Source organism: Streptomyces sp. NPDC043812 (genome assembly GCF_056436245.1).
In genome coordinates this window covers 100,584-122,806 of sequence record NZ_JBWKCY010000012.1, presented here as the reverse complement: position 1 = coordinate 122,806, position 22,223 = coordinate 100,584, and the positions used below count along the sequence as shown (strand labels likewise).

Below are 22,223 nucleotides of genomic sequence, written 5' to 3'. Positions count from 1 at the left end.
CGAGTGCTCCCGTCGGGTGTCCGTGCGCCGTGGCCCGGGGGGACGGGGCGGCACTACGGTCGTAAATGACGGAAAAGGGCGCACACCGTCGTGCGTCCGCTCGGATGCGTACCTCCCCTGCGAAGGTGGGACCTGTGAAGGCCATTCGTCGATTCACCGTCCGCCCCGTCCTCCCCGAACCACTGCAACCGCTCAGCGGCCTTGCGCGCAATCTGCGCTGGTCCTGGCACACCGAGACCCAAGAACTGTTCCGCTGCGTCGATCCCGAAGGGTGGCAGGCCGTCGCCGGCGATCCCGTGCGCCTCCTCGGGAACGTCTCCGCAGGCCGGATGGCCGAACTGGCCAAGGACCGGCGCTTTCTGCGCAGACTCGCCGCGGCCGCCGACGACCTGGACGACTATCTGCACGGTCGCAGGTGGTACCAGTCCGGCGACAGCGGCTCGGGCAGTACCGAATTCCCGTCCGCCATCGCCTACTTCTCTCCCGAGTTCGGTGTCACCGCCGCCCTGCCCCAGTACTCCGGTGGCCTCGGCATCCTGGCCGGCGACCATCTCAAGGCGGCCAGCGACCTCGGCGTGCCGCTGATCGGCGTCGGGCTCCTCTACCGGCACGGCTATTTCCGCCAGTCGCTGTCCCGCGACGGCTGGCAACAGGAGCACTATCCCGTGCTCGACCCCAACGAACTGCCCGTCGGTCTGCTGCGGGAGCCGGACGGCACACCCGCCCGCGTCTCTCTCGCCCTGCCCGGCGGGCGTCTGCTGCACGCCCACATCTGGGTCGCCCAGGTCGGCCGCGTCCCGCTGCTGATGCTCGACTCCGACGTCGAGGGCAACGGGCCCGCGGCGCGCGACGTCACCGACCGGCTGTACGGGGGCGGCAGCGAGCACCGGCTGCTGCAGGAGATGCTGCTCGGCATCGGTGGTGTGCGGGCCGTCCGCGCGTACTGCCGGCTCACCGGCCACTCGGCACCCGAGGTGTTCCACACCAATGAAGGCCACGCGGGCTTCCTCGGTCTCGAACGCATCCGGGAGCTGGGCGACGACCCCGGCCTCGGCTTCGACGCCGCGCTGGAGGCCGTGCGTGCCGGCACGGTGTTCACCACCCACACCCCGGTGCCCGCCGGAATCGACCGCTTCGACCGCGAACTGGTCGCCCGCCACTTCGCGGACGGCGCCGAACTCCCCGGAGTGCCGGCCGACCGGATCCTCCAGCTGGGCACGGAGAGTTACCCGGGCGGCGAGCCCGGCCTGTTCAACATGGCGGTCATGGGCCTGCGGCTAGCCCAGCGCGCCAACGGCGTCTCCGAACTGCACGGCGCGGTCAGCCGCGACATGTTCTCCGGCCTGTGGCCGGGCTTCGACGCCGCCGAGGTGCCGATCACCTCGGTCACCAACGGTGTGCACGCCCCGACCTGGGTGGCGCCCGAGGTGTTCCGGCTCGGCGCGCGCCAGATCGGCGCCGGCCGGGCGGAGGACGCCCTCTCGGTCGGCGGCTCCTCCCGCTGGGACTCCGTGGCGAACATCCCGGACGCGGAGATCTGGGAACTGCGCCGCTCCCTGCGCGAGCAGCTCGTGCTGGAGGTGCGGGAGCGGCTGCGGGCCTCCTGGCGGCAGCGCGGCGCCGGGGCGGCCGAACTGGGCTGGATCGACGGGGTGCTCGACCCCGACGTCCTCACCATCGGGTTCGCCCGCCGGGTGCCCTCGTACAAACGGCTCACGCTGATGCTGCGCGACCGCGCGCGGCTCACCGAGCTGCTGCTGCACCCCACCCAGCCGATCCAGATCGTCGTCGCGGGCAAGGCACACCCGGCGGACGACGGCGGCAAGCGGCTCGTACGCGAGCTGGTGCGCTTCGCCGACGACCCGAAGGTGCGCCACCGCATCGTCTTCCTGCCCGACTACGGGATGGCGATGGCGAAGAAGCTCTACCCGGGCTGCGACGTGTGGCTCAACAATCCGCTGCGCCCGCTGGAGGCCTGCGGCACGAGCGGGATGAAGGCCGCGCTCAACGGCGCCCTCAACCTCTCGGTGCTCGACGGCTGGTGGGACGAGTGGTACGAGCCGGACTTCGGCTGGGCGATCCCCACCGCCGACGGCGCCGCCACCGACGAGGACCGGCGGGACGAGCTGGAGGCCGCCGCGCTGTACGCCCTGATCGAGGAGCGGGTGGCGCCGCGCTTCTACGACCAGGGCAGCGGCGGACTGCCGGACCGGTGGATCGAGATGGTGCGCCGCACCCTGACCACGCTCGGCCCCAAGGTGCTCGCGGGGCGGATGGTGCGCGAGTACGTGGAACGGCTGTACGCTCCCGCCGCCAAGGCCCATCGCGCCCTGGACGCCGCGGGCGCCGTGGAGTTGGCGGACTGGAAGGCGCGGGTGCGGGCGGGCTGGCCGCAGGTGGCGGTCGACCATGTGGAGACCGTCGACCAGGATGCGGCCGCGGGTTCCGCCGCCGCGCCCGGGCTCGGCTCCACGCTGACCCTGCGGGTGCAGGCGAGGCTCGGCGAACTCCGGCCGGAGGACGTGGAGGTGCAGGCGGTGGCGGGCCGGGTGGACTCGGACGACGCCATCCGTGACGCGCAGACGTTCCCGCTCAAACCGGCGAGCGGCCCCGATCTGGAGGGCCGCTGGGTGTACGAGGGGCCGTTCGCGCTGGACCGGACGGGGCCGTTCGGCTACACGGTGCGGGTGCTGCCCGCACACCGGCTGGTTCCGGCGGGGGCGGACATGGGACTCGTCGTGCTGCCTGCGGAGGCGGCGGGTAAGGAGGCCGGCGTACTGCTGCGCTGACGCGAGGCACGCGGGTACACGGGGGCACGGCCCTTCCGGACGTTCCGGGAGGGCCGGGCCCTTGCGTATGTCCAGGGCTTTCTTCACGCCGTGAATCCCGAGCCTTGACGTGCTCATGGGGCGCCTCTACTTTCCTCACACACCGCCTCGTTCATCTTCCAGTCCAATGTTCATGTGGATGAACAAGTCGGCGCCCCCCGACCGGAAGGCAACCCCCCATGCGCACCGGATCCAGCAGGCACGCCCTGCGCCGGCCGAGAGCCCTCGTCCTCACCCTGTCCGCCGTCGTCGCCGGCGTCCTCGCCGCCGCACTCGTGGTCCCGGCCTCGGCGGAGAAGGCCCCTGTGGAGAGCACCGCCGCGCCCGCACCCGCCGCCGCGGCGCCCGCGGCCTTCACCCATCCCGGCGTCCTCGTCAGCAAGCCCCAGCTCGACTTCGTCAAGTCCCGTGTCCAGGCGGGCGCGCAGCCCTGGAAGGCCGCCTACGACCAGATGATGGGCAGCAAGTACGCCTCGCTGTCCCGCGTACCCAAGCCCCGTGCCGTCGTCGAGTGCGGGTCGTACTCGAACCCCAACTACGGATGCACGGACGAGCGCGAGGACGCCATCGCCGCGTACACCACCGCGCTCGCCTGGTACCTCACCGGTGACAGCCGCTACGCGAAGAAGTCCATCGAGCTCATGGACGCCTGGTCCGCCGTGATCAAGGACCACACCAACAGCAATGCCCCACTGCAGACCGGCTGGGCCGGCTCCTCCTGGCCGCGTGCCGCCGAGATCGTCAAGTACACGTACTCGGGCGGCTGGCCGAACTCCGGCCGCTTCGGCACCATGCTGCGCAACGTCTACCTGCCGGAGGTCACCAACGGCTCCCACTCCAACGGCAACTGGGAGCTGAGCATGACGGAGGCCGCGATAGGCATCGCGGTGTTCCTGGAGGACCGTGCCGCCTACGACAAAGCCGTCTCCAAGTTCCGCGGGCGTGTGCCCGCGTACATCTATCTGACCAGTGACGGCTCCCTGCCGAAGACCGCACCCGGCTCGGGCCTCGACACCCGTGACGAGATCGTCCGCTACTGGCAGGGCCAGTCGACGTTCACCATGAACGGCATCAGCCAGGAGACGTGCCGCGACCTGACCCACGCCGGATACGGCTTCTCGGCCATCTCCCACATCGCGGAGACCAGCCGCATCCAGGGGCAGGACCTCTACCCGGAGATCGCCGACCGCCTGCGCCACACGCTCGGCCTGCACACCAAGTACCAGCTCGGCGTGGAGCCGGTGCCCGGAAGCCTGTGCGGCGGCAGCCTGAAGGACAAGCTGGGCCCGATCACCGAGGTCGGCTACAACGCGTTGGCCAACCGCATGGGGTACGGAATGACCAACACCCTGCGCCTGACCGAGCAGCAGCGGCCTGCCGGGTCCAACAACCTGTTCGTGGCGTGGGAGACGCTGACGCACGCCGGCAGCCCGAACTAGAGAGACTGGACGGCCGGTTGCCCCCTGAGGGCACCGGCCGTCCGTCCTCGCCTCGGAGCACAGCCGCGACGCGGCTGTGCTCCGGTCTATTGCTGCGCGAGCGAGGCGCGGATGGCGGCGATCGCCTCCAGGGCGTTCGCCTCTGCCGCCGCCTTGTCGATGCCGAGCGCGGAGAGTGGACCCGTGCCGTCCTCCGCCTCCAGCAGGGCGAGCAGGATGTGCTCCGTGCCCACGTAGTTGTGCCCCAGGCGCAGTGCCTCGCGGAACGTGAGCTCCAGAACCTTGCGTGCCCGTGCGTCGTACGGAGCGAGCTCGGGCAGTTCGTCGGCGGCCGGCGGCAGGGCCGTCGTGGCGGAGGCGCGGACGCTGTCGAGGCTGACACCCTGCGCGACGATCGCCTTGGCGGCCAGGCCGTCGGGTTCGGTCAGCAGCCCGAGCGTGAGATGTTCCGGGCCGACATGGCTGTTGTGCGCCTCGCGGGCCTCGTTGCTCGCCGCCGCGACCACGTTCCTGGCCCGGTCCGTGAAGCGGCCGAAGCCCTGGCTGGGGTCGAGGTCGATCGGCTGGTCGGACTCCTTGGTGACGAAGCGCTTCTGGGCGGCCTGCTTGGTGACGCCCATGGACCTGCCGATGTCGGTCCAGGATGCGCCGGAACGGCGGGCCTGGTCCACGAAGTGGCCGATGAGGTGGTCGGCGATGTCGCCCAGATGGTCCGCCGCGATGACCGCGTCGGACAGCTGGTCGAGCTCGCTGGAGTGTGCCTTCTTGATGGCCTCGATCAGATCGTCGAGCCGTACGGGATGCGTCAAACGGACTGGATCGGTCATGCGACAACCCTAGGTTGACGACCCCATGATCGTCAACCCCCGGTTGACGATTGGTTCAGTGCGCGCGCTTCGTCGCCGGCGTCGCGATCCGGACCGGCTCCGGGGGGAACAGGTACTGCGGCTGAGCGGAGCCCGCGGACCGCGAAAGGTGTTGCCCGGGAGCCGTACGGCTCCCGGGCAACACCTGTCATGCACAGAGGTCGAGCGCGTGGGTCGGCCTCAGAAGGTGAGCTTCCAGCTGTTGATGTAGCCCGTGTCGTACCGCGCCACGTCCTGCACCCGCAGCTTCCAGGCGCCGTTGGCCACCTCGCTGGAGGCGTTGACCGTGTAGGTGGCCTTGACGTTGTCCGCCGAGTCCGAACCGCTCGAGTTCTTCAGGCGGTACGCGGTCCCGTCCGGGGCCAGCAGGTCGATCACCAGGTCACCGCGCCAGGTGTGGACGATGTCCACGTCGACCTTGAGGGTCGAGGGCGCGTTGCCCGTACGGCCGGTGACGTTGATCGAGGACGTCACCGCGGCGCCGGGGGAGTCCGCGATGGTCACGTCGGCCGTGTTCTCGAAGACGGTGCCCGGCTCGCCCGGGTCGCCGCCGCCGGGGCGGGCGCCGACCGCGATGCCTGCCCAGGCGTCGGTGACCGACTTGACCTCGGCGCTGCTCGCTCCGTACAGCTCCGTCGCCACGGCGATGGTGCCGGTACGGGCGCCCGCGTAGTTCGTCGTCGAGTTGAACTTCGTGGTGAGCGCCTTGAACCAGATCAGCGAGGCCTTGTCGCGGCCGATGCCGGTGACCGGCAGACCGTCCGAGGTGGCGGAGTTGTAGTTCACGCCGTTGATGGTCTTGGCGCCGCTGCCCTCGGAGAGCAGGTAGTACCAGTGGTTCGCCGGGCCCGAGGAGTAGTGGACGTCGACGTTGCCTATCCCCGAGTACCAGTAGTCCTTGGACGCGCCGTCCTTGCTCGGCTTGTCCATGTAGCGCAGCGGGGTGCCGTCGCCGTTGATGTCGATCTTCTCGCCGACCAGGTAGTCGCCGACGTCCTGGGCGTTGTTGGCGTGGAACTCGACCGCGGCGGCGAAGATGTCGCTGGTCGCCTCGTTGAGGCCGCCGGACTCGCCGCTGTAGATGAGACCCGCGGTGTTGGAGGTGACGCCGTGCGTCATCTCGTGCGCGGCCACGTCGATCGACGTCAGCGGCTTGGAGTTGCCGGAGCCGTCGCCGTACGTCATGCAGAAGCAGCTGTCGGACCAGAAGGCGTTGACGTAGTTGTTCCCGTAGTGGACACGGGAGTACGCGCCGACGCCGTCACCGCGGATACCGGAGCGGCCTTGCACGTTCTTGTAGTAGTCCCAGGTGAGCGCGGCACCGTAGTGCGCGTCCGCGCCCGCGGTCTCCAGGTTCGACGGGGAGCCGTTGCCCCACACGTCGTCGGAGCCCGAGAACAGCGTGCCGGAGCCAGACGTACCCCGGTTGAGGTTGTTCGTCTTGTGGTTGCCGCGGCCGGTGTCCGTCAGCGTGTAGGACGGTGCCGTGCCGAGCGTGACGGTGCCGCTGTACTGGGTGTTGCCGGTACCGGTGTGGATCGCCTCGCGCTCGAACAGCTTCGCGCCGGTCGTGGCGTCCGTGACGACGTGCAGCTCGCTCGGCGTGCCGTCGTGCTGGAGGCCGCCGACGACCGTTTCGTACGCCAGGGTCGGCTTGCCCTCGGCGAGCCAGATCACCTTGCGCGGCGCCTTCTCGGCCTTCGTCTTGGCGGACCCCTCCGCCTTCGCCGCGCTCAGTGCCTGCTTCTCGGCCGTGGCCGGGACGATGTCGGCACTGGTGTCGACGTTCTTCAGGGCGGCCCTCGACGCCTTGCTGACCGATTCGGTGGCACCCGCCTTCGTCTCGGCGACCACGAGGTCGCCGCCGAGGACGGGCATTCCGGCGTAGGTGCGCTCGTACCGGGTGTGCGTGGTGCCGTCACGGTCCTGCGTGACGTCCCGTACGACGAGCTTCTCCTGGGCGGTCAGGCCCAGTTCCTTCGCGGTGGCGGCCGTGGTGGCCTGCGCCGCGCGGATCAGCTCCGCGCGCTGGGCGGGGGAGAGGGCGGCCGGCAGTGCGCCGGGGTCGGCCTTGCCCGCCTTCGCCGCGGCGGGGGCCGCCGTGGGCTGGGCTGCGGCCGAGGTGCCGGTCTGGAAGCCGACGAGAAGCGCGGCGGATGCGATGAGGGCTCCGGTCGCTGTGACGCGACGGCGATGCGTGGGTCTCACGCGGACTCCTTCTGCGAGGGGGGTACCGGTCGGCTGGGTGGGTCGGCCGGGCGGAGCATGCGGTGCCTTGGTGCATGCGGTGCAGTGGAGCGTGGATCGGGGGAAGAGTGGCAGCCGTGAATGCCTCCTGTCAGGAGCGCGACAAGAAGTTGGCCGGAAATCGTCCGTTGTCCGAAGGGTCATGTTCGTTAAGCGGACGTTTCGTCGATCATGGCGGCGAGGTCGCCGTCCGTTTGTGCGGGGCCGAGCGGAAACAGGGATCGAGGCCACCGTCCGGTGGCCCCGGCTGTGAACGCAGTGTTGAGCGGGTCGGACGGGTGCCCGAGGCCTCCCGCACCACAGGTGGCCGAATCCGAGCGCCCTGCACGGGCACCGCAGACGAGTACTCGGAGTCCTTCACGGCCGGACACCGCGTACACGTCGGCAACCGGGCGTCAGCCCACCACGCTGTCCCGCCATGCGCGGTGCAGACCCGCGAACCGGCCCTGGCCACCGATCAGTTCGCCGGGCGAGCCGTCCTCCACGATCCGGCCCCGCTCCATCACGAGCACCCGGTCGGCGATCTCGACCGTCGACAGCCGGTGCGCGATCACCACGGCCGTGCGGCCCTGCAGCACCGTGTCCATGGCCCGCTGCACGGCCCGCTCGCCGGGGATGTCCAGTGAGCTCGTCGCCTCGTCCAGGATCAGCACCGCCGGGTCCGCGAGCAGCGCACGGGCGAAGGCCACCAACTGCCGCTGACCCGCAGAGATACGCCCGCCGCGCTTGCGTACGTCCGTGTCGTAGCCCTCGGGGAGTGCGGAGATGAAGTCATGGGCGCCGATCGCCTTCGCGGCCTGCTCGATCTCCGCGCGGGACGCCTCCGGGCGCCCGATCGCGATGTTCTCGGCGACCGTCCCCGAGAACAGGAACGCCTCCTGCGTCACCATCACCACCCCGCGGCGCAGTTCGGGCGTCGCCAGCTCACGCAGATCGGTGCCGTCGAGCAGCACCCGCCCCTCGGTGGGGTCGTAGAAGCGTGCCAGGAGCTTGGCGAGGGTGGATTTGCCCGCGCCCGTCGAACCGACGACGGCCACGGTCTGTCCGGCCGGGATCGTCAGATCGAACCGGGGCAGCACCTCACCGCCCGTGCGGTAGCCGAAACCGACCTGCTCGAAGACAACCTCGCGGCCCGGCCGGCCGGCGGCGCGCACCGGCAGCTCACGCGGTGCGGAGGCCTCGGGGACGGACGGGACCTGCGCCAGCAGACCGGCGATCTTCTCCAGTGAAGCGGCCGCCGACTGGTAGGAGTTCAGGAACATGCCGAGCCGGTCGATCGGGTCGTACAGCCGCCGCAGATACAGCACCGCGGCCGCCAGCACGCCCAGCGCGAGCGTCCCGCCGGCGACCCGGTAGGCGCCCCACAGCACGATCCCGGCCACCGCCGTGTTGGCGACCAGCCGCGAACCGACGACATAACGGGCCATCTCCAGGAGCGCGTCACCGTTGCTGCGCTCATGGCGGCGGTTCAGCACCTTGAACGCGGCGTCGTTGGCCCGCTCACGGCGGAACGCACGCACCGGCCGGATACCGTTCATCGTCTCCGCGAACTTCACGATGACCGCGGCGATCGCCGTCGAGCGGGTCATGTACACGGCCTTCGCACGCCGCTGGTAGAGCCGCACCAGCAGATACAGCGGGACGAACGACAGGACCGCGACCGCGCCGAGACCGAGGTCCAGCCACAGCAGCATCGCCGAGATGTAGACGAACGCGAGGATGACGACGATCAGTTCCTGCAGCCCCTCGGCCAGCAGCTCCCGCAGGGACTCGACATCCGTGGTGGACCGGGAGATCAGCCGGCCCGAGGTGTAGCGCTCGTGGAAGTCGACGCTCAGGGCCTGGGCGTGTCGGAAGATCCGGCCCCGCAGGTCGAGCAGCACGTCCTGGTTGACGCGGGCCGAGGCGCGGATGAAGGCGTACTGGAGGAGGCCCGCGGCCAGCGCGGACACCGTGTACCCGGCGCCGACGGCGATCAGCGGGCCGTAGTCGTGCGCGCGGAAGGCCGGGACGCCGCTGTCGATGGCGTAGGCGACGAGCAGTGGGCCGGCCTGTACCGCGGCCTGTTGCAGGAGCAGGAGTACCGCGGCGAGCGCGACCCGGACCCGGTGGGGCGCGAGCAGGGAACGCAGCAGGGCACCGGTGGCGCCGTCGGGAGTGGGCAGGGCGTCGCGGTCGAACGGGTCGTCCGCGACCCTGTCGTCCGGCCGGGCCGGGGCGTCGGGCACGCCCGTGGCCCCGGCCGATGGCTGCTTCGTCAGGTCCGAGGCCGGACCTGTCGTCGAACCCGTCGTCGTCACCGTGCCGTCCCTTCGGCGATCGTGTCCGTCATGGCGTCCGCATCCGCCCGTTCCGCTTCGCTTTCGGGGCCGTCCGCGCCGGACATCAGCCAGGCGTACTCGGCGTTCGTCCGCAGCAGTTCGTGGTGGGTGCCGACGGCGGAGATCCGGCCCTCGGACAGCAGCGCCACCCGGTCCGCGAGCATCACCGTCGACGGCCGGTGCGCCACGACCAGGGCCGTGGTGTCCGCCAGCACCCGCCGCAGCGCCGCCTCCACCAGGGCCTCGGTGTGGACGTCGAGCGCCGAGAGCGGGTCGTCGAGCACCAGGAAGCGCGGCCGGCCGACGACCGCGCGGGCGAGCGCGAGCCGCTGGCGCTGACCGCCGGACAGACTCAGACCCTGCTCGCCGACCTGCGTGTCCGCGCCGTGCGGCAGCGTGTCGACGAACCCGGCCTGGGCGACGTCGAGCGACCGGCGCAGCTCCGCCTCCCCGGCGTCCTGCGCGCCCATCAGCACGTTCTCGCCGACGCTCGCCGAGAACAGCGTCGGTTCCTCGAACGCGACCGAGACCAGTTCGCGCAGCCGCTCGCGCGGCAGTGCCGTGATGTCCTGTCCGTCGAGCGTGATCCGCCCGCCGGTGACGTCGTACAGCCGTGGCACGAGCGCGGTGAGCGTCGTCTTGCCGCTGCCGGTGGCGCCGACGAGCGCCATCGTCTCGCCCGGCCGCACATGCAGATCGATCCGGGAGAGGACGGGCGCGGTGTCCTTCGGCGCGTCCGGGTAGCGGAACACGACGCCGTCGAACCGCAGTCCGCCCTCCGCGGCCTTCGGCCCGGGACGCGACCCGTCGACCGTCTCCTGCTCCTGCGGCGCGTCCAGCACTTCGAAGTAGCGGTCGGCTGCCGTTGCCGCCTCCTGACTCATCGCCAGCAGGAACCCGATCGACTCCACCGGCCACCGCAGCGCCAGCGCGGTGGACAGGAACGCCACCAGCGTGCCCGTCGACAGTCCGCCGTCGGCGACCTGCACCGTGCCCAGCACGAGCGCGGCACCGATCGCCAGCTCCGGGATGATCGTGATCAGCGCCCAGATGCCACCCAGCAGCCGCGCCTTGCCCAGCTCCGTGCCGCGCAGCCGCTGCGACAGCGCCCGGAAGGCATCGGCCTGGCTGCGGTGCCTGCCGAAGCCCTTGACGATGCGGATGCCGAGGACGCTCTCCTCCACGACGGTGGTCAGATCCCCGACCTGGTCCTGCGCGCGGCGGGCGACGAGGGAGTACCGCGTCTCGAACAGCAGGCAGGCGATGACGAGCGGCACGACGGGCGCCAGCAGCACCAGACCCAGCGTCCACTCCTGCGCCAGCAGGATCACAAAGCCGACCAGGATCGTCGTCCCGTTGACCAGCAGGAACGTCAGCGGGAAGGCGAGGAACATCCGCAGCAGCATCAGATCCGTGGTGCCGCGGGACAGCAACTGACCCGACGCCCACCGGTCGTGGAACGCCACGGGCAGACGCTGCAGATGCCGGAAGAGATCCGCACGCATCGCCGCCTCCACCCCGGCGAGCGGCCGGGCGACCAGCCAGCGGCGGAAGCCGAACAGCAGGGCCTCCGCGATGCCCAGTGCGAGCAGGGCGAAAGCGCCCAGCCAGACCCCGCCCGGGTCACCGTCGGCGACCGGCCCGTCCACCATCCACTTGAGGACCAGCGGGATGACGAGGCTCAGACAGGAGGCGAGGATCGCCACCAGGGCCGCGCTGAACAGGCGGGAACGCACGGGCCGTACGTACGGCCACAGACGCAGCAGCGAGCGTACGGCGGAGCGTTCGACGGGTCCGGCGGGCGTTTCGCCGACGTGGTCGGCAGCGGGCTCACCGGCGGGCGTACCGGGGGAGACGGGTGTAGTGGGCATCAGGAGTGAGCCTACGGTTCACCACTGACAGGGCTCACGTGGTTTTCTCCGCCGGGCCTGCGTGCCGCGCGGGCGTACCGGGACATCAACCGATCGGCGGATGCAGGGTCGAGCGCGATGGGCGATGCCGCCGGGCACCGCCGCGCGCGAGTCTCGTGTCATGGCAATCGTGGAAGTGAACGGCCTGCGCAAGGTGTACGGCGGACGGCCCGTGGTCGACGGGGTGAGTTTCGCCGTCGAGGAGGGCGAAATCTTCGGAATCCTCGGACCGAACGGGGCGGGCAAGACGACCACCGTGGAGTGCGTCGAGGGACTTCGCGTCCCCGACGAGGGCACGGTCACCGTCACCGGGCTCGACCCGGTGGCGGACCACGAGCAGGTCACGCGGCTGCTCGGGGCCCAGCTCCAGGAGAGCGAGCTGCAGCCGAAGATCACCGTCCGTGAGGCGTTCGCACTGTATGCCTCGTTCTACGAGCGGCCCGCCGACTGGCGGCAGCTGGCCGAACGGCTCGGCCTGGAAGCCCAGCTCGCCACCGGATTCGCCCGGCTCTCGGGCGGACAGAAGCAGCGCCTGTTCATCGCGCTCGCCCTCATCGGCAATCCTCGCGTCGTCGTGCTCGACGAACTGACCACCAGCCTCGACCCGCGGGCCCGCCGCGACACCTGGCAACTGATCGAGGAGATACGGGACTCCGGTGTCACCGTGCTGCTGGTCACCCACTTCATGGAGGAGGCGCAGCGCCTCTGCGACCGGGTCGCCGTCATCGACAAGGGGCGGGTCGCGGCACTCGACACCCCCGCCGGACTGATCGGCCGCTCGGCGGCCTCCACGGTCATCTCCTTCACGCCCTCCGAGCCGCTCGACGAGCGGGAACTCGCCGGGCTGGCGCAGGCCGCGTCCGTCGAGCACCGCGCCGGCCGGATCGTCATCAACGGCACTGACGAGACCGTCAACGCGGTGATCTCGCTGCTCGCCAGGCACCGCATCACGGCAGGACAACTCCGCGTCTTCGACGCCTCCCTGGACGACGCCTTCCTCGACCTCACGGAAGAGAGCCCCCGATGACCACCGCAGCCGCCGCCTCCGCGCGGTCCTCGGCGTCCGCCACCGTGCTGAGGACCGAGGCCCGCCTCTTCCTCCGTGAGCCCGCCGCACTGTTCTGGATCATCCTCTTCCCGACCGCTCTGCTGACGATCCTCGGCCTGATCCCCTCCTTCGGCGAGGCCTCCGACGATCTGGGCGGCCGACGCGTCATCGATCTGTACGTCCCCGTCGTCGTCCTGCTCGCCACGATCATGTCCGGGCTGCAGGCCATGCCTCCCGTCCTCACCGGCTACCGCGAACGGGGCATCCTGCGCCGGATGTCCACCACGCCCGTCCGGCCGTCCGCTCTCCTGACCGCGCAGCTCGTTCTGCACGGGGCGGCCGTTCTCCTCTCGGCCGTGCTCGCGATGGCCGTCGGGCGGATCGCGTTCGACGTGGCGCTGCCCGGACAGCTCGCCGGGTACGGGCTCGCCCTGGTGCTGACGACAGCGAACGCTCTCGCCCTCGGCGCCACCGTCTGCGCGATCTCCCGTACGCAGAAGATCGCGACCGCGATCGGGTCCGTCGTCTTCTTCCCCAGCATGTTCACCGCCGGCGTGTGGGTGCCCGTGCAGGTCATGCCCGAGACCTTGCAGCGCATCGTCCATCTCACCCCGTTCGGCGCGGCCTCCGAGGCGCTCGACCGTGCGGCGTCCGGTGGTTGGCCGGGCTGGGCCGACCTGGGGGTGACCGCGCTGTGGGCGGTGCTGCTGACGACGGCTGCCGCCCGTTGGTTCCGCTGGGAATGAAGGGGACCGGAGGGACGGGGCCGGTGGAGACTGGGCCCATGAGACCGTCCGACGCCGTGCCGAGGCCCGTCCGGATCCCGCAGGTCGAGGAGCGCTGGGCGCAGTTCTACCGCCGTGGCCCCTACGCCCTGCTGGGGCTCGCCACGCTGATCTCCGGTGCCACGGCAGGCCACTTCATGAGCGCCGGCGAGATGTCCGTCGGCGGCGGCCTGGTCGTCGTGGCGCTCGGTGTCGAATGCTGGTGGAGCCGTACGCGTGCCGGACTGCCCGAGCAGGCGGCACCCGGCAGGATCTACTTCGTCCTGCGCACGGCGGTCTCCTTCGCGCTGACCTGGCTGAACCCGCTCTTCGCCGTCTACGCGGTCATGGGCTACTTCGACCCCGCGCATCTGCTGCCGCCCCGCGCGGTGCGTGCCGCGCTGCTGGTCACCGCCGTCACCATGGCAGGCTCCCAGTCCGGCGGGCTGCCGCCCGCTTCCCTGGTGAACTGGGTGCTCTTCGGCGCCTTGTACATCCTCAACGCCTCGCTGTGTCTGCTCTTCGCCAACATCGGTGTCCACGAGGCCGAGCGCGCCCGGCAGCGCCTCGCCACGATCACCCAGCTGGAAGAGACCAACGCGCGACTGGAACAGGCGCTCGACGAGAACGCCGGTCTCCACGCCCAACTGCTCCTCCAGGCACGGGAGGCGGGCGTCGCGGACGAGCGCCGCAGGCTCGCCGCCGAGATTCACGACACCATCGCCCAGGGGCTGGCGGGCATCATCGCCCAGCTGGAGGTCGTCGGTTCGGCCGAGGACCCCGACGTCGCCCGTGTGCACCTGGCCCGCGCCTCCGCCCTCGCACGCCACAGCCTGGGCGAGGCCCGCCGGTCCGTGCACGACCTCGCCCCCGTCGCCCTGGCGCACGCCACGCTCCCCGAGGCACTGAGAAAGACCGTCGCCGAATGGTCCGACCGCATCGGCGTCGCGGCCCGGTTCACCGTCACCGGCACCGAGGAGGCCCTGCACGAGGAGGTGGCGGCGACCCTGCTCCGTATCGCGGAGGAAGCCCTGTCCAACACCGCCAGGCACGCGCGCGCCACCCGGGCCGGCGTCACCCTCTCGTACATGGGCGACGAGGTGTCCCTCGACATCCGCGACGACGGCCACGGCTTCGACCCTCGCACCCTGCCGCCCCGTTCGGGTTCCGGCGGCTTCGGACTCGACGGCATGCGGGCCCGGGCGGAGCGCATCGCGGGGGCGGTCACCGTCGAATCGGAACGCGGGCAGGGTACGGCCGTCTCCGCTCGCGTACCTTTGGTGCGCCATGGCTGAGCCCACCATCACGCTGATCGTCGTCGACGACCACCCCGTCGTACGGGATGGCCTGCGCGGCATGTTCGAATCCGCGTCCGGCTTCCTGGTCCTCGGCGAGGCCGCGAACGGTGTCGAGGGCGTCGAGCTCGCCGCCCGTCTGGACCCGGATGTCGTCCTGATGGACCTCCGCATGCCGGGTGGCGGGGGAGTGGTCGCCATCGCCGAGCTGGCCCGCCGCGGCATCCGCGCCAAGGTCCTGGTCCTCACCACGTACGACACGGACTCCGACACGTTGCCCGCGATCGAGGCGGGTGCCACCGGATATCTCCTCAAGGACGCGCCGCGCGAGGAGCTGTTCACCGCGGTGCGGGCGGCAGCCGACGGCCGTACCGTGCTCTCCCCGGCGGTTGCCACACGGCTGGTCACCCATGTCCGCACCCCGGCGCCGCCGGGCGGCGAGCAGCTGTCGGCGCGCGAGCGCGAAGTGATCGAACTGGTCGCCAAAGGCACCTCGAACCGGGAGATCGCGGCCGAGCTGTTCATCAGCGAGGCGACGGTGAAGACGCATCTGACGCACATCTTCACCAAGTTGGCTGCGAAGGACCGGGCGGCGGCGGTCGCCGTCGCCTACGGCCGCGGCATACTCGGCTGAGCCTGAGGGACGTGCTCGGGTCTCACCCCCGCACCCGCAGCAGCAGTACCGACCGCGCCGGGACGGTCACTGTCGCGCCGCCCGCATGCACCGTTGCCGGGGCTTCGGCCTGCTCCTCGAGCGAAGTGTCGACCGCCAGCTCGTACGCCTCGGCCCACGGCGGCCCCGGCAGCCGGAACTCCACCGGCTGGTCCGCCGCGTGCAGGACCGTCAGGAAGCTGTCGTCGCTCACCTGCTCCCCGCGCGCGTCCCGCCCGGGGATGTCGCGACCGGAGAGATAGAGCGCGAGCGTCGACGACGGCGCGTACCAGTCGGCCTCGGTCATCTCGGCGCCCTCGGGTGTGAACCAGGCGAGGTCCCGCAGCCCGTCGGGCGCCTGCGGCCGCCCCGAGAAGAACGCCCTGCGGCGCAGCACCGGATGCGCGTGGCGCAGCGCGAGCAGCCGCCGGGTCAGCGCCAGCAGCCCGCCGCCGTCCGGCTGTCCGGGCAGTGTCCAGTCCAGCCAGCTGACCTCGTTGTCCTGGCAGTACGCGTTGTTGCTGCCGCGCTGTGTGCGCCCCATCTCGTCCCCGGCGACCAGCATCGGCACACCGGTCGACAGCAGCAGGGTGGTGAGCAGGTTGCGCAGCTGCCGCCGGCGCAGCGCGATGATCTCCGGGTCGTCCGTGTCACCCTCGGCGCCGCAGTTCCAGGACCGGTTGTCGTTCGTGCCGTCGCGGTTCCCCTCGCCGTTGGCCTCGTTGTGCTTGTGCGCGTAGCTGACCAGATCGCGCAGGGTGAAGCCGTCGTGGGCGGTGATGAAGTTGATCGAGGCGTAGGGGCGGCGGCCGCCCCAGGCGTACAGATCGCTCGAACCGGACAGCCGGTATCCGAGGTCGCGCACATCGTGCAGCGCGCCGCGCCAGAAGTCGCGGACGGCATCGCGGTAGCGGTCGTTCCACTCCGTCCACAGCGGAGGGAAGGCGCCCACCTGGTATCCGCCGTTGCCCACGTCCCACGGCTCGGCGATCAGCTTCACCCGGCGCAGCACCGGGTCCTGTGCGATGACGGCGAGAAAGGGGGACAGCATGTCGACGTCGTGCATGGAGCGGGCGAGCGCGGCGGCCAGGTCGAAGCGGAACCCGTCGACGCCCATCTCGGTCACCCAGTAGCGCAGCGAATCGGTGATCAGCCGCAGCACGTGGGGCTGGACCACATGCAGGGTGTTGCCGCACCCCGTGTAGTCGGCGTACCGCCGGGCGTCGGCCTGCAGGCGGTAGTAGCCGCGGTTGTCGATGCCGCGCAGCGACAGCATCGGCCCCAGCTCGCCCGCCTCCGCCGTGTGGTTGTAGACCACGTCGAGGATGACCTCGATCCCCGCGGCGTGCAGCGCCCGCACCATCCGCTTGAATTCGCCCACCTGCTGCCCGGCCGTGCCGGATGCCGCGTACCCCGCATGCGGGGCGAAGTAGCCGATCGAGTTGTAGCCCCAGTAGTTGACGAGCCCGCGGCGCAGCAGATGGTCCTCGTGCGCGAACTGGTGCACCGGCAGCAGCTCGACCGCCGTCACCCCGAGGCCGGTCAGATGCTCGATCGCCGCCGGATGCGCGAGCCCCGCGTAGCTGCCTCGCAGCTCCTCGGGGATCCCGGGGTGCAGTTTGGTGAAGCCGCGCACGTGCAACTCGTAGATGACCGAGTCCGCCCACGGTGTCTTGGGCCGGCGGTCGTCCATCCACTCGTCGCCGTCGGCGTCGTCGTGGACGACGACGCCCTTGGGCACGTACGGGCCCGAGTCCCGGTCGTCGCGCACGGTGTCGGCGACATGCTGCTGCGGCCAGTCACGCACATGCCCGTACACCTCGGCGGGCAGGGCACGGTAGTCGTTTCCCCCGGCGGCGTCGACCGCGCGTGCGTACGGGTCGAGGAGCAGCTTCGCCGGATTCCAGCGCGCGCCGGTCCACGGGTCCCAGCGACCGTGCACCCGGTAGCCGTACCGCTGGCCGGGCTGTACGCCGGGCACGAAGCCGTGCCAGATCTCGTGCGTCAGCTCGGTCAGCGGCACTCTGGTCTCCGCCGCCGAAGGGCCCGGCCCGTCGAAGAGGCACAGCTCGACGCCTTCCGCGCCGCCGGCCCACAGGGCGAAGTTCGTGCCGGCGACCCCGTCCGGTCCCACGCGGTAACGCGCGCCCAGAGGTGTCGGGGTGCCCGGCCACACCCGTGCCCCGACCTGGCCTGCCACCGGGCGGCGGCCGTCCTGGCCGGCCGCCGGGGCCGGCGTGCGCGGCGGGCCGCCCCGCACTCCTTCGTCCACCGTTTCCTGCTCGGCTGCGCTCGACACCTGTCGGCCTCCCGCGGCTCGTCGGGCCCCTGCCGGGAGACGCCTCCCGGCCAACCGGGGGGCCACGGAGTCCCTTCCGTGGCCCCCTGGTGCGGTCCTCCCACCATTTCTGCCCGCACGGCCCTCGTCCCAACATCGCCCCGCCCCCACGTTGCCCCGGCAGGGGGCCGGTCGTTGGGCGGTACGTGAAACATGTACTGAAGCGGGCAGGGCGCCGCGCGGCTGTCGCCCTGGCAGGGGCAGGACTGATCGCGGGGCTTGCCGCGTGCACGAACGGGACTCGCGATGTCGGGAGCAAGCCGCGGGCGTCCGAGGACACCATTCGCGTTCTGCCGGAGGACGGTGCCAAGAACGTCAGCCCCGAAACGCCGTTGCGGGTGAAGCTGGCCAGCGGCCGCCTGGAGCGGGTGAAGGTCACCCGGGTCGAGGCCGCGGGCAGCGCCGAGGTGCCTGGCAGCATCTCCGAGGACGGTCTGCGCTGGGAACCCGACGAGGGCACGAGACTCGGGCTCGCCGCCAAGTACAGCGTCGACGTGGTGGCCTTGGACGGGCGCAACCGCCGCACGGCACGCCACACCACGTTCACCACCGTGGTTCCCGAGCACCGCTTCATCGGCTACTTCAATGCGGAGAACCGCTCGACCGTCGGTACCGGGATGATCGTCTCGTTCTCCTTCAACCGCGAGATCGACCACCGCGCCTCCGTCGAGCGTGCCATCCGCATCACCTCCGATCCGCCGGTCGAGGTCGCCGCCCACTGGTTCGGCCCGCAGCGGCTCGACTTCCGCCCGCGCACCTACTGGGAGCCCGGCACCGAGGTCACCGTGGACCTGCGGCTGCGCGATGTGGAGGCCGCGCCCGGCATGTTCGGAATCCAGCAGAAGTCGATCACCTTCACCGTGGGCCGCTCCCAGGTCTCCACCGTCGACGCGGCGGCGCACACCATGAGAGTCGTACGGGACGGAGCCCTGCTGGCGACCCTGCCGGTCACGGCGGGTGCGCCCAAGACGCCGACGTACAACGGGAAGATGGTCGTCTCCGAGATGTTCGACGTGACCCGCATGAACGGCGCGACCGTGGGTTTCAAGAAGAAGAACGGCAAGGGGGAGTACGACATCAAGGACGTGCCGCACGCGGTCCGGCTGACGACGTCGGGAACCTTCCTGCACGGCAACTACTGGGCCGCACCCGAAACCTTCGGGTCGGCGAACGTCTCGCACGGCTGCGTCGGGCTGCGCGACGACAAGGGCGGCAGCGGCGAATCGCCTGCGGGCTGGTTCTTCGACCGGACGCTGATCGGCGATGTGGTGGAGGTGGTCAACTCGAAGGACAAAACGGTCGCACCCGACAACGGGCTCAGCGGCTGGAACGTCGACTGGCAGAGCTGGAAGGCGGGTTCGGCCCTCGACTGACCGCCCTTCGCCGGCCCCGGCGGTCCCCTCGGCCCGGTCCGTGCCCCCTGCTGCCCGCCGACGATCCCCCGGCAGCCGTTTCCCCGCCTGGCCCGATGGACAGTTTGGGACTGAACGGTGACATCCGCGGGGACGTCCGATGACCTGCGGTGTGATTATCTATCGCCGTGCGTGCGTGAGGCGCGCGGGGGTGCGGGCCGTGGCGGTGCCAGGCCGTGCGAGGGGAGAACAGGACTGTGAACGGGCAGCCGATATCGGGGGCATCGGCCGGGGCCGGACGCGGGCGCGGGGGCGCCCGGCTGTCCGCACTGGCGCTGGGCGCGTTGCTGGTGCTGACGGCCTGCGGGGGCGGGGGCGCCGGCAAGGGCGACGACACCGACGCGGGCGGCAAGGGCGGCGGGAACAAGGTCGAGAACGCGGCCTCCCGGGCCGTGGTGACGATCGCGCCGAAGGACGGCGCCGACGCCGTCGCCACGATGGGCGCCCTGAAGGTGACCGCGGCCGAGGGCAAGCTGACCACGGTCACGGTGCAGGACGACAAGGGCACCAGGATCGACGGCAAGATATCCGGTGACGGCGCCCGGTGGGAGCCGCTGCAGCATCTCGCCGGCTCCACCAAGTACAAGGTGCACGCCGTCGCGAAGGACGCGGAGGGCCGCGAGTCGGCCAAGGACACCACGTTCACCACGCTCGTCCCACAGAACACCTTCATCGGCCACTACACGCCCGAGGACGGTTCGACCGTCGGCGTCGGCATGCCGGTGTCCATCAACTTCACCCGCGGCATCACCGATCCCGAGGCCGTCGAGAAGGCCATCAAGGTCACCGCGGAGCCGTCCGTCCCGGTCGAGGGCCACTGGTTCGGCAACGACCGTCTCGACTTCCGCCCGGAGAAGTACTGGGCCGCGGGCACCAAGGTGACCGTGAAGCTCAACCTCGACGGGGTCGAGGGCCGGCCCGGCGTCTACGGCGAGCAGGCCAAGACCTTCTCGTTCACCATCGGCCGCTCCCAGGTCTCCACCGTGGACGCGAGCGCGCACACCATGAAGGTCGTGCGGGACGGCAAGCAGATCAAGAACATCCCGATCACCGCGGGCGCGCCGTCGACCACCACGTACAACGGGCAGATGGTCATCAGCGAGAAGTACAAGGTGACGCGGATGAACGGCGCCACCGTCGGCTTCGGTGGCGAGTACGACATCAAGGACGTGCCGAACGCGATGCGGCTGTCCACCTCGGGCACCTTCATCCACGGCAACTACTGGGCGTCCGCGGGCACGTTCGGCTCGGCGAACGTCAGCCATGGCTGTGTCGGTCTGCGCGACGTGCGCGGCGGGTACGACAAGAACACCCCGGCGGCCTGGATGTTCGAGAACTCGATCATCGGTGACGTGGTGATCGTGAAGAACTCCAAGGACAAGCAGATCGCCCCGGGGAACGGGCTGAACGGCTGGAACATGTCCTGGGCCGAGTGGACGAAGTAGGACGCCTGCGTACGGGCCCGGTGCTGTGAGCAACAGCACCGGGCCCGCTGCGGTTAACGACAGCTAACCTCGGTCCATGACCGTTTCCCTGGAAGTCTCCGAAGGCGTCGGCACCATCCGCCTGGACCGGCCGCCGATGAATGCCCTGGACATCGCCGTGCAGGACCGCCTGCGCGAGCTCGCCGAAGAGGCCGGCCGCCGCGACGACGTGCGTGCCGTGATTCTCTACGGCGGCGAGAAGGTGTTCGCCGCGGGCGCGGACATCAAGGAGATGCAGGCCATGGATCACGCCGCGATGGTCGTGCGCTCCCGGGCACTGCAGGAGTCCTTCACCGCTGTCGCCCGCATCCCCAAGCCCGTCGTCGCGGCCGTCACCGGCTACGCGCTCGGCGGCGGCTGCGAACTCGCCCTCTGCGCCGACTACCGCATCGCGGCCGACAACGCCAAGCTCGGCCAGCCCGAGATCCTGCTCGGTCTGATCCCGGGAGCCGGTGGCACCCAGCGCCTGTCGCGGCTCATCGGTCCGTCCCGCGCGAAGGACCTGATCTTCACCGGCCGGATGGTGAAGGCGGAGGAGGCCCTCACCCTGGGCCTGGTGGACCGGATCGTTCCCGCGGCCGAGGTCTACGAGCAGGCCCGTGCATGGGCCGCAGCGCTCGCCAAGGGTCCCGCGCTGGCGCTGCGCGCCGCGAAGGAGTCGGTGGACGCGGGTCTGGAGACGGACATCGAGACCGGCCTCGCGGTCGAACGGAACTGGTTCGCGGGCCTGTTCGCCACCGAGGACCGCGAGCGCGGGATGCGCAGCTTCGTGGAGGAGGGACCGGGCAAGGCCAAGTTCCTCTGAGGGAAGGGCGGTTGACGCGGCGTCGGCTCCTTCGGGCGTCGCGTCAATCGCACGGTGCGCTTATCCCTGTCTTAAGGCAACCTTAAGCAGTTTCGCTCCCCGAGTGCTGCGCGGTCATCCGTACGTGTGGCGTCGGTGCAGCTCAGGCGGGGTATGAATGACCGCATGAAGCCAGAGGCATATGCCGGACGCCCCTCTCGGAATGCTTCATTCCGGGGGCCCTATTCCCGGGGAACCGCCACGGGGGCGGCCCTTTGCGGCCATGATGGAGACATGGCGGGCCTGGAGGGTGTGGGACAACCGCGGCAGCGCGCCGGCGCGACCGCCGCACGGTGGGTCCCGGTCGTTGACGACGAACAGGCGCTCAAGGCGCTGGAGTTGTACGGCAATCCGACGGAGGACGAGGTCCGGCTGCCCTCCCGCCCCGAATCCGCAGGAACCGCGCGCAGGCTCACTCAGGGCGTGGTGCTGCGCCAGTGGGCTCTCCCGGCCCAGACCTGCGAACACGCGGTGCTGCTCGTCTCGGAATTAGTGGGCAACGCGGTGCGGCACACGGGCGCGCGGGTCTTCGGTCTGCGCATGCTGCGCCGGCGGGGGTGGATCCGTGTCGAGGTGCGCGATCCGTCCCGCGGACTGCCCTGTCTGATGCCGGTGCAGGAGATGGACACCAGCGGCCGAGGGCTGTTCCTCGTCGACACCCTGTCCGACCGCTGGGGCGTCGACCTGCTGCCCCGCGGAAAGACCACCTGGTTCGAGATGCGCGTCGCCGACCGCTGACCCCGCCGCCGTGATCAGGACGCACAGAAGCCCCCAT

15 protein-coding genes are annotated in these 22,223 nt (G+C 70.8%); 10 read left to right on the top strand and 5 right to left on the bottom strand.

Annotation, left to right across the window (positions count from 1 at the left end):
* The first annotated feature begins 134 nt into the window (after window positions 1–134).
* Window positions 135–2,789, top strand: coding sequence for an alpha-glucan family phosphorylase (gene glgP, locus AC067Z_RS19335; RefSeq protein ID WP_478790750.1), 2,655 nt, complete (start codon window positions 135–137; stop codon window positions 2,787–2,789).
* A gap of 218 nt (window positions 2,790–3,007) precedes the next feature.
* Complete coding sequence (locus tag AC067Z_RS19330) at window positions 3,008–4,267, top strand: alginate lyase family protein (RefSeq protein WP_478790749.1); 1,260 nt, start codon at window positions 3,008–3,010, stop codon at window positions 4,265–4,267.
* 86 nt (window positions 4,268–4,353) lie between these two features.
* Here the strand turns inward: AC067Z_RS19330 and AC067Z_RS19325 are convergent, their stop codons facing one another.
* The 4 genes from AC067Z_RS19325 to AC067Z_RS19310 form a co-directional block, all read right to left on the bottom strand.
* Window positions 4,354–5,094 (bottom strand): Clp protease N-terminal domain-containing protein, encoded by a 741-nt coding sequence (locus tag AC067Z_RS19325; protein ID WP_478790748.1) that lies wholly within the window; start codon window positions 5,092–5,094, stop codon window positions 4,354–4,356.
* 219 nt (window positions 5,095–5,313) lie between these two features.
* Window positions 5,314–7,341 (bottom strand): M4 family metallopeptidase, encoded by a 2,028-nt coding sequence (locus AC067Z_RS19320; protein WP_478790747.1) that lies wholly within the window; start codon window positions 7,339–7,341, stop codon window positions 5,314–5,316.
* Window positions 7,342–7,775: 434 nt separating this feature from the next.
* Window positions 7,776–9,608, bottom strand: coding sequence for an ABC transporter ATP-binding protein (locus AC067Z_RS19315; protein ID WP_478790858.1), 1,833 nt, complete (start codon window positions 9,606–9,608; stop codon window positions 7,776–7,778).
* Window positions 9,609–9,676: 68 nt separating this feature from the next.
* Window positions 9,677–11,572, bottom strand: a complete 1,896-nt coding sequence (locus AC067Z_RS19310) for an ABC transporter ATP-binding protein (RefSeq protein ID WP_478790746.1) — start codon at window positions 11,570–11,572, stop codon at window positions 9,677–9,679.
* A 160-nt stretch (window positions 11,573–11,732) separates the two neighbouring features.
* Between AC067Z_RS19310 and AC067Z_RS19305 the strand changes: the two genes are divergently transcribed.
* From AC067Z_RS19305 to AC067Z_RS19290, 4 genes are read left to right on the top strand one after another with little or no spacing between them, the layout of a single operon-like run.
* Window positions 11,733–12,638: an ABC transporter ATP-binding protein gene (locus tag AC067Z_RS19305; protein ID WP_478790745.1), complete on the top strand. Its 906-nt coding sequence runs from the start codon at window positions 11,733–11,735 to the stop codon at window positions 12,636–12,638.
* A complete protein-coding gene (locus AC067Z_RS19300; protein WP_478790744.1) occupies window positions 12,635–13,405 on the top strand; it encodes an ABC transporter permease in 771 nt (256 codons plus the stop codon). Before AC067Z_RS19305 ends, AC067Z_RS19300 begins: the two co-directional genes overlap by 4 nt.
* A gap of 38 nt (window positions 13,406–13,443) precedes the next feature.
* Entirely contained in the window at window positions 13,444–14,718 is a 1,275-nt protein-coding gene (locus AC067Z_RS19295; protein ID WP_478790743.1) for a sensor histidine kinase, read from the top strand.
* Window positions 14,711–15,352, top strand: a complete 642-nt coding sequence (locus AC067Z_RS19290) for a response regulator (protein ID WP_478790742.1) — start codon at window positions 14,711–14,713, stop codon at window positions 15,350–15,352. The genes AC067Z_RS19295 and AC067Z_RS19290 overlap by 8 nt, the downstream gene beginning before the upstream one ends.
* Window positions 15,353–15,374: 22 nt before the next feature.
* On the opposite strand, the gene glgX is transcribed toward AC067Z_RS19290, so the two are convergent.
* A complete protein-coding gene (gene glgX / locus AC067Z_RS19285) occupies window positions 15,375–17,669 on the bottom strand; it encodes a glycogen debranching protein GlgX (RefSeq protein ID WP_478790741.1) in 2,295 nt (764 codons plus the stop codon).
* A 185-nt stretch (window positions 17,670–17,854) separates the two neighbouring features.
* On the opposite strand from glgX, the gene AC067Z_RS19280 reads away from it, so the two are divergent.
* From AC067Z_RS19280 to AC067Z_RS19265, 4 genes are all read left to right on the top strand, one after another.
* Window positions 17,855–19,081, top strand: a complete 1,227-nt coding sequence (locus AC067Z_RS19280; RefSeq protein ID WP_478790740.1) for a L,D-transpeptidase — start codon at window positions 17,855–17,857, stop codon at window positions 19,079–19,081.
* A 236-nt stretch (window positions 19,082–19,317) separates the two neighbouring features.
* Entirely contained in the window at window positions 19,318–20,565 is a 1,248-nt protein-coding gene (locus AC067Z_RS19275) for a L,D-transpeptidase (protein ID WP_478790739.1), read from the top strand.
* A 76-nt stretch (window positions 20,566–20,641) separates the two neighbouring features.
* Window positions 20,642–21,409 (top strand): enoyl-CoA hydratase/isomerase family protein, encoded by a 768-nt coding sequence (locus AC067Z_RS19270; protein ID WP_478790738.1) that lies wholly within the window; start codon window positions 20,642–20,644, stop codon window positions 21,407–21,409.
* Between the two features lie 273 nt (window positions 21,410–21,682).
* Window positions 21,683–22,186: an ATP-binding protein gene (locus tag AC067Z_RS19265; RefSeq protein ID WP_478790737.1), complete on the top strand. Its 504-nt coding sequence runs from the start codon at window positions 21,683–21,685 to the stop codon at window positions 22,184–22,186.
* Window positions 22,187–22,223 lie beyond the last annotated feature (37 nt).